The organism is Nocardia sp. NPDC060220 (assembly GCF_042727815.1).
Taxonomy (GTDB): Bacteria; Actinomycetota; Actinomycetes; order Mycobacteriales; family Mycobacteriaceae; genus Nocardia.
In genome coordinates, this window is record NZ_JBHWZY010000276.1 from 1 (window position 1) to 7,770 (window position 7,770).

Here is a 7,770-nt window from a genome sequence, read left to right on the forward strand (position 1 = left end):
CACACAAATCAACAAACAAACTAAAGCCACCGCATCATGACTCTGACGAATCCCGCGACACAGCAAGGAAATCCAGTGAACTCACCCGTGAAGTCGGCACTAGTGGTCGGCGCAGGCATCGGCGGTCTCACCGCCGCCGCGGCCCTGCGCCGGGCCGGAATCGATGTCGTGCTGTGCGAGCGCGGCCCGGAACTGCGCGCGGCCGGATTCGGTCTGTCGGTGCAGTCGAACGCGATGAACGCCCTGCGCACCCTCGATCTCGGCATCGACGAGGAACTGCTCCGAGCGGGCGCACAGGCGCGATCGTTCACCTTTCGCCGGCCCGGCGGTTCGGACATGCGACGCATCGACGTGTCCGGCATCGACGCCGAATTGGGCGCTCCCGCGGTCGCACTCGCCCGCAAAGACCTCCACGACGTGCTGCTGGCAGCCTGCGGCGACGACCTGCGGGTAGAGCTCGGCGCCGAGGCGGTCGCGTTCACCGAGACCGCCGACGCGGTGCAGGTCGAGTTCACCGACGGCCGCACCCTGAGCGCCGATGTGCTGATCGGCGCGGACGGAATCAACTCCGCGATCCGCGCCCAGCTGCACGGCGCCGAGGCTCCGCGGCCGGGCAAGTTCGTGTGCTGGCTGGCGCTGGTGCCGTTCGCGCACCCAGCGATCGAGCCCGGCGCCTCGATCCACTACTGGGGCAGGGGCATGCGCTTCGGCATCCACGACATCGGACACGGCAATGTCTACTGGTGGGCCACCCTGACCACCACCGCCGAGCAGGCCGCGGACTGGCCGCACGGCAAAGACGATCTGCTCGCCAGATTCACGGGTTGGGCGCCCGAGATCACCGAGATCATCACCGCCACACCGGAATCGGACATTCTCGCACTGCCCGCTCAGGACCGCCCGCCGCTGACCGCGTGGGGCAGCAGCCGGGTGACCCTGCTCGGCGACGCCGCCCACCCGATGCTGCCCAGCCTGGGCCAGGGCGCGAACTCGGCGATCGAGGACGCGGTGGTGCTCGCGCACGCGCTCGCCACCCACGACGACGCTGCGGCCGGACTGCGGGTCTACGAACAGCGGCGGATTCCGCGCACCACGATGCTCGTCGACGGATCCCGCAAGCTGGGCCGCCTCGAACAGACCCGCAATCGTGCGCTGATCGTCGTTCGCGACGGCTTCATCGTCAAGAGCGCCGAAGCGAAACTGCAGGCCAGTCTCGCCGAACCGATGACGTGGCCCGGGCTGGGCGACCTCGAGCCGGTCGCCGCGCTGCCGCGGCCGTTGTCCACGCTGGAACCCTGGCACTGGACCGTGGATCAGGTGGCGCCGCTGCACATCGTCTCGCGAGTGCGCGTCACCGGCGACCTCGACGCCGATACGGTCCGTGCCGGTCTGGCCGCGCTGACTCGGCGGCATCCGATGCTGCATGCCGAAGTGCGCAGCGATGACGGCCGCAATCCACGCTTCGTCCCGGTCGCGATTGCCCCGATTCCGTTGCGCGAGGTGATATCCGAGGACTGGGTCGCCGAGGTCGACGCCGAATTGAGGACACGATTCGAAGCAGAGGCACCGCTGCTGCGCGCCACCTTGATCACCGTCGCACCGGACGTCCACGACCTCGTGCTGACCTCCACCTACACCATCGCCGACGCGGTGACCGTGCTGTCGTTCGCCCGGCAGGTGCTCGAGCTCGCCGCCGAAACCGGCGGCTGGGTTGCCGAAGTGCCCGCGCCACCCGCGCCGGAAGCGTTGTTCCCCCGGCCTTTCCAAGGCTGGCGAGGCAAGCGCAAGGCCATCGCCCGGCTGGCGGCCGACGGGGTGCGCGATCTGCGGGTCAAGCCGGTGCGAGTCAGCGCGGGCACCGAAGTTGCGCCCACGCAGCGTTTCACCAAGCTGACGCGGCGAGTGGTGGACGGGACCCAGTACCAGGCACTCCTCGACGCCTGCGCCACACGCGACGTACCACTGTCGGGTCTGGTCGCCGCCGCACTCGCGCGCGCCGCCGGAAACGACGCCGGTGCACCGCGAGCCCACTTCCCGGTCGGCGTCTCGGTACTGTTCCGCGAGCAGCTCGAGCGACCGCTCGACGCCACCCACACCGGCGCTTACCAGGCGATGATCGCCCTTCCCACACCGGCGGGACAACCGCTGTGGCAGACGGCCACCGACTTCGCCACCGACTTCGCGAGTCGTATCGAACAGCGCCAGCACCTGGCCAACCTGGGTGGAATCGGATTCATGCTGCCCAAGACACCGGCGCAACCGGACAAGGTGGTCGGCCTGCTGGACGCCCGCGGGCCGGGCAATCTGTGCCTGACCTTCGTCGACACTCGTGACTTCCCTGCCCGTATCGGCAACTGGGAGGTCTCCGGCGCCGAAGTCGTCTCCGGCATGTCGATCAGTGGTCTGATGATGCTGACCGTCGGTCACGGCACCGACGCGTTGTCGCTGAATCTCGGCTACATCGACGGACTCCTGTCGCCCGAACGCGCCGACGCGTTGATCGACACCGTCGTCGACGCTCTGCTCAGCGTGGTTTCCGCACCGGAAGTCGCTGCTGCGCACTGAGTTCCGCCCCCGACCGACCACGACGGCACTTCGGTATCGATCTCGACATCGAAGTGCCGTGGTCGTTCGGATCGACGCGCCGGCACCTAGATCGCCGGAACGCGGTCCCGCGAGATCCACGCGATGAGTTCGTTCTCCACCTCGTCGCGATTGATCTCGTTGAGGATTTCGTGGCGGGCGTTCGGGTACACACGGTAGGTGATGTCGCTGAGCCCCGCGTCGCGGTAACGCCGCACCTGCAGATCACTCAGTCGCGCACCGTCATTGAGCGGGTCACTGCCGCCGACCATGACATACAGCGGCAGGTCGGTCCGGATGCCGCGGGGCCGGGCGAGCCGTTCGTTGCCCAGCTTCGCCAGCGACGCCATATTCACCGCGTCGATCTCGAACCCGCACCACGGATGGGCCAGGTAGGCATCGACCTGGGCCTCGTCGCGGCTGAGCCAGTCGGCGGGCGTGCGGGTCGGCTGGAACTCCCGGTTGAACAGGGCGAGCAGGTCGCCGTCGGCAGCGGCGATCTCGGCGAACAGTTCATCCACCGCGGTGGTACCGCACAGGACCGCGGCATCGACCAGCGCATCGTGATCGAGCAGGTACTGCTGGACCGCGAACGAGCCGAGGCTGTGCCCGAACAACACCACGCGCCGATCGGAATGGATCTCGCGCAGGATCGTGGTGAGCGCCGCCATGTCCTCGACGAGCAGATTCCAGCCGTTGTCGCCGAGGTCACCGGGTGCACCGGCCATGCTGTGTCCGTGTCCGCGATGGTCGGCTGCGTAGACGGCGTAGCCGAGCGCCACGAGACGTTCGGCGAGATGGCTGTAGCGCGCGGCATGTTCTCCCATGCCGTGCGCGATCTGGACCACGCCGGTGACGTCGTCGCCGGCGGGCAGCCAGGACCGGACGTGGATGGTGGTGCCGTCACTGCTGGGGTAGCTGAACATGGATCACTCCTGTGTGATGTGCGGACAGTGTTGTGCGACAGTGGATTTCACGGACCGGTGATGGCGCGTTTGAGGATCTTGCCGGTCGGCCCGGTCGGCAGGGCGTCGAGTAGCCACACCTGCCGCGGGTATTTGTAGGCCGCGACCCGATCCCGGACGAATTCCTGGATCTGCTCGCCGGTCGTAGTCGAGCCGACGCGTAGGGCGACGGCGGCCACGATCTCCTCGCCCAGATGCGCGTCGGCGATCCCGATGACCGCGGCCTGGGTGATCTCGGGATGCTCGTAGAGCACCTCTTCGATCTCGCGCGGATACACGTTGTAGCCGCCGCGGATGATCATGTCCTTCTTGCGGTCGACGATGTAGAGGTAGCCGTCCTCGTCGCGACGGGCAAGGTCACCGGTGTGAAACCAGCCCTCAGGTATCGCCGTGGCGGTGTCGGCGGGTCGGCGCCAGTACCCCAGCATCACGTTGGGGCCGCGCACCACGATCTCGCCGATTCCGTCGATGCTGTCGACGAGTTCGACCTCGACGTCGCGGATCGGCGTACCGATCGAGCCTGGTTTGCGTGGCTGTCCCACATGGTTGAACGCGACCACCGGACTGGTCTCCGACAACCCGTATCCTTCGAGAATCACACAGCTGAAACGCTGTTCGAAGCCGTGCAACAGCTCCACCGGCAGCGAGGCGCCACCGGAGACGCAGCGGCGCAAGGTCGAGACATCGGCCTCGGCGGCGCCGGGGTCGTGCAGCAGCGCCGAATACATCGTCGGCACACCGGCGAACACCGTCACACCGTCGCGCGCGATCGCCTCGAAGACCGCCGCGGGCTCGAAGCGCGGCACCAGGGTCAGGCAGGCGCCGCTGCGGATCGCCGCGTTCATCGCGCAGGTCTGGCCGAAGGTGTGGAACAGCGGCAGGCAGCCGAGGATCACGTCGTCGGCGCCGATATCGAGCACGGTCGTGGAATAGACGTCGGCGTTGTGAACCAACCCGGAATGCGACAGCGCGGCGCCTTTGGGCGTGCCGGCGGTGCCGGAGGTATAGAGGATCACGGCCGGTTCCTCGGCGGTGATCGAGCGATCGTCGCGGCGGGGGTCGTGCCCGGCGAGCAGTTCGGCCAGGAGGTCGGCGTCGATGGTGAGCGCCGTGGTCCCGGCTTCCTGCGCGCCATGCGGACCTTCACCGGGCCCGTCGACCCAGTCGAACAACAGCGCCGCCATTGAATCCCGCAGGTAATAGGCAACTTCGCGCGATTTGAGCAACGGGTTCATCGGCACGACCACCGCGCCGGATCGCAGGATGCCGTAGTACAGCACGACGAATTCCGGCACGTTCGGCAGCATCAGCGCCACCCGATCCCCTGGCTCGATCCCACGCTCGCGCAGAAAGGCGGCGACCCGAGCAGTGCGCTCCTCGAGTTCCGCGTAGGTCAGCACGGTCGTACCCGAGCGCAGCGCAGGCTGGTTCGGGTGGCGCAGCGCGGAGTGGAGCAGGTTCTCGCTCAGAGCGGGCATCGGCAGATCCTCGGGGACGAAAGCGGTCGACAACGCGAAAATCGTCGCACCGCTGTGACCGCGATCCCATGGATCGCCGGACAACATCGCCGCGAAAGCATTGTCCGCGGGAACAACCGCACCCCCGGTAAGCTGCGGAAATGGTCCGAACATCGCCACCGAGCCCGATCGTCGACGTCGCCGCGGCACTGCTCGCGCGCATCGACGATCTCGGACTACAGCTGGCCCGGCGATTCGTCGACGAACTCGAGACCTACCGCAACGAGAACCAGGTTCCGTTCGCCACGATCCACACCTCCTGCACCCGCAATCTGACGCTGATGGTCCAGCACTTCACCACCGCCGAACCGGTGGATCCCGAGCCGCCGAAGGAAACCGGCAGGCTGCGCGCCCAGCAGGGTGTGCCGCTGGCCGAGACCCTGCACGCCTTCCGGATCGGCTTCGAATTCCTGTGGTCGGAACTGGTCGCCGAGGCCCGACGTCACCCGGCGGTCACCGACGCCGTCCTCGTCGATCTGGCGGCCGAGGTGTGGGCGCTGGCAGGCGAGTACTCCGTCGCCGTCGCGGCCGCCTACCGGGAGATGAGCTCAGAACTCGTGCTGCAACGCGAGCACGAGCGGTCGGTGCTGGTCGAGGCGTTGTTCACCGGCGTCATCGCCGACCCGGCCACTCTCGGCGAGGCCACGCGCGTTCTCGGGCTGCCGCCGCGGGGACGCTACGTGGTGGTCGCCGCGGAGGTCAGCGCCGCGGGCCGGGAGGCGCTGCCCGGCATCGAAACCGAGTTGCGCCGTGCGCAGATCATCTCCGCTTGGCGACTCCGCCCGGATCAGCAGATCGGCGTTCTCGCGCTCCCGGCGAATCAGGAGTCCACCACGCTGGCCACGCTGCGCAAATTTCGAGCACGCGTCGGCATGAGCCCACCGTACGAGTCACTCACCGACACCCCGCAGGCGCTGCATTTCGCCCGGCTCGCGGTGGTCGGCCTCGGCGATCACACCTCCGGCGTCGCCCGATTCGACGACAATCCGCTGGGCATGGTCGTCGCCGCCGCGCCGCTGGAGGCTGCGCGCATGGTCGACCTGCGCCTACACGAGGTACTCGCCCTCCCCCACGACGACCGCCACCGCCTCCTGGAAACCCTCGAAACCTGGTTCGCCGCAGGTGGTTCCGCGGCCACCACCGGCGAACGGCTCTACCTGCACGCGAACACAGTGCGCTACCGCCTCCGCCACATCGAGAAACTCACCGGCCGCTCCCTCACCGACCCCGCCGCAGTACGCGATCTCGGTGCGGCACTACAGGCTTGGAAGGTACTGGCCACAGTGCGCGCGGGTCGAGGCCTGTGATCTGAGGAGACCCTCCATCCCGCCTACCGTTCTGCAGAGCATCCAACCTCATCGAACTCGGACTCGTCGGGACTCTCAGCCGAGTGATGCGTGAGGTAGGCACCCGCGTTCTTCCGTGGCCCCACCAGCACCTTCGCCTGTGTCCCGTCCTGCGTTTGTTCGGATCCGTCGTTGCTTGTCGGGCCCTGTCGCTAATGTCACGCGGATGGACGCGGTACAGGTACAGAAGAAGCTCGAGCTCTCTCCCGATGAGGACTTCATCCTCACCGCGTGGCAGTACCAGATGATGCAGCGCGACATCGCCGCGTCGAAGGGCAAGCACCTTCCGTCCAAGCGCGAAATCCGTAACTCCTTTCGCGACAATGCCGTTGCGGCCATCGTGGCGCGCGACCAGGACGACTGGTCGCCCGCTGTCGCCGAAGTCGTTCACCAGATCGCCGCGGATGGTGAGTCTCCGAACCTCGAGGCGCTCGAATCCGCTGGGCCACAGATCTCCTCGGTCGTGGCGAGACGGTCACGGGCCCTGCTTCTGCTGATCGACCTGTATGGATTCGAGCCGTGGGTAGAGGGCAAGTGGGACAAGGCCGTCCGGACCGAAGCTCTCGCCGCCGCCCATCGGTCGATGGAACAACTCCATCCCGAAGACCTCCCTGCTGTGGAAACCGCATACAAGGACGCGATCAAGAAGCTGTCGAAGGCAAGTAACTGGACCAAGTACGCGCTCCTCGCTGGCGCGGGCCTCGGACTCGGTGTCCTGACCGGCGGACTCGCCGCACCAGCAATTGCCGGCGCGTACGGTGCGCTTGTTCTCGGCTATTCGGGCGCGGTGGCCACTTCGGCGGGCCTGGCCGCGATCGGCGGCGGTTCCATCGCTGCCGGTGGTCTCGGCATGGCCGGTGGTGCCGCCCTCATCACCGGTTTCAGCGGCGCCGCAGGAGTCGGGGCAGTCACGCTCGCGGGTAAGGCCGCCGGGTTCACGGCCGCTCGCATCGCCGCCGACGCCATCCGACTCCACGTCGTGACCCAGCTCGTGCTGCGCGATGTCGACGGCAACGAAGAGGCAGCAAAGGCTGTCATCGTCAGTCTCCGCGAGCGCGTGACAAGCCTGGGCAAGACCGTAGTGACTCTCGCCGAGCGAATCGAAATCCTTCGTGCGCAACTCGAGACAAAGCAGGCAGAGTTGAACGCGGAGCGGGATCAACGCCAGGCGGCCGAAGATCGCGTCGCTCGCTTCCGGATCGTCGCCGACCGGCTCAAGGAGCGTGTCACCGGACCGGAGAATGACGAACTTCAGGCCTTGCTCGCCGAACTCGAGGATCTGGAGGGTGAGAAGAAGACCGTGGAGACCCTTGCCGAGGGGGTATCTGTTCTCGCTGACGACCTCGAGGAAGCAGCGTG

The 7,770-nt window shown here is 67.3% G+C and carries 4 protein-coding genes and 1 pseudogene; 3 read left to right on the forward strand and 2 right to left on the reverse strand.

Going from position 1 to position 7,770, the window contains the following annotated elements; translation table 11 throughout:
* Positions 1-75: 75 nt before the first annotated feature.
* On the forward strand, positions 76-2,565 hold the full coding sequence (locus ACFWF3_RS16240) for an FAD-dependent monooxygenase (protein WP_379314298.1): 2,490 nt from the start codon (positions 76-78) through the stop codon (positions 2,563-2,565).
* An 86-nt stretch (positions 2,566-2,651) separates the two neighbouring features.
* Here the strand turns inward: ACFWF3_RS16240 and ACFWF3_RS16245 are convergent, their stop codons facing one another.
* Entirely contained in the window at positions 2,652-3,509 is an 858-nt protein-coding gene (locus ACFWF3_RS16245) for an alpha/beta fold hydrolase (RefSeq protein WP_379314299.1), read from the reverse strand.
* Between the two features lie 47 nt (positions 3,510-3,556).
* Positions 3,557-5,026 (reverse strand): long-chain fatty acid--CoA ligase, encoded by a 1,470-nt coding sequence (locus ACFWF3_RS16250; RefSeq protein ID WP_379314301.1) that lies wholly within the window; start codon positions 5,024-5,026, stop codon positions 3,557-3,559.
* 140 nt (positions 5,027-5,166) lie between these two features.
* On the opposite strand from ACFWF3_RS16250, the gene ACFWF3_RS16255 reads away from it, so the two are divergent.
* Together ACFWF3_RS16255 and ACFWF3_RS16260 are read left to right on the forward strand one after the other, a co-directional pair.
* Positions 5,167-6,372 (forward strand): PucR family transcriptional regulator, encoded by a 1,206-nt coding sequence (locus ACFWF3_RS16255; RefSeq protein WP_379314300.1) that lies wholly within the window; start codon positions 5,167-5,169, stop codon positions 6,370-6,372.
* A gap of 205 nt (positions 6,373-6,577) precedes the next feature.
* A pseudogene (locus ACFWF3_RS16260) lies at positions 6,578-7,770 on the forward strand (hypothetical protein); the annotation flags it as partial.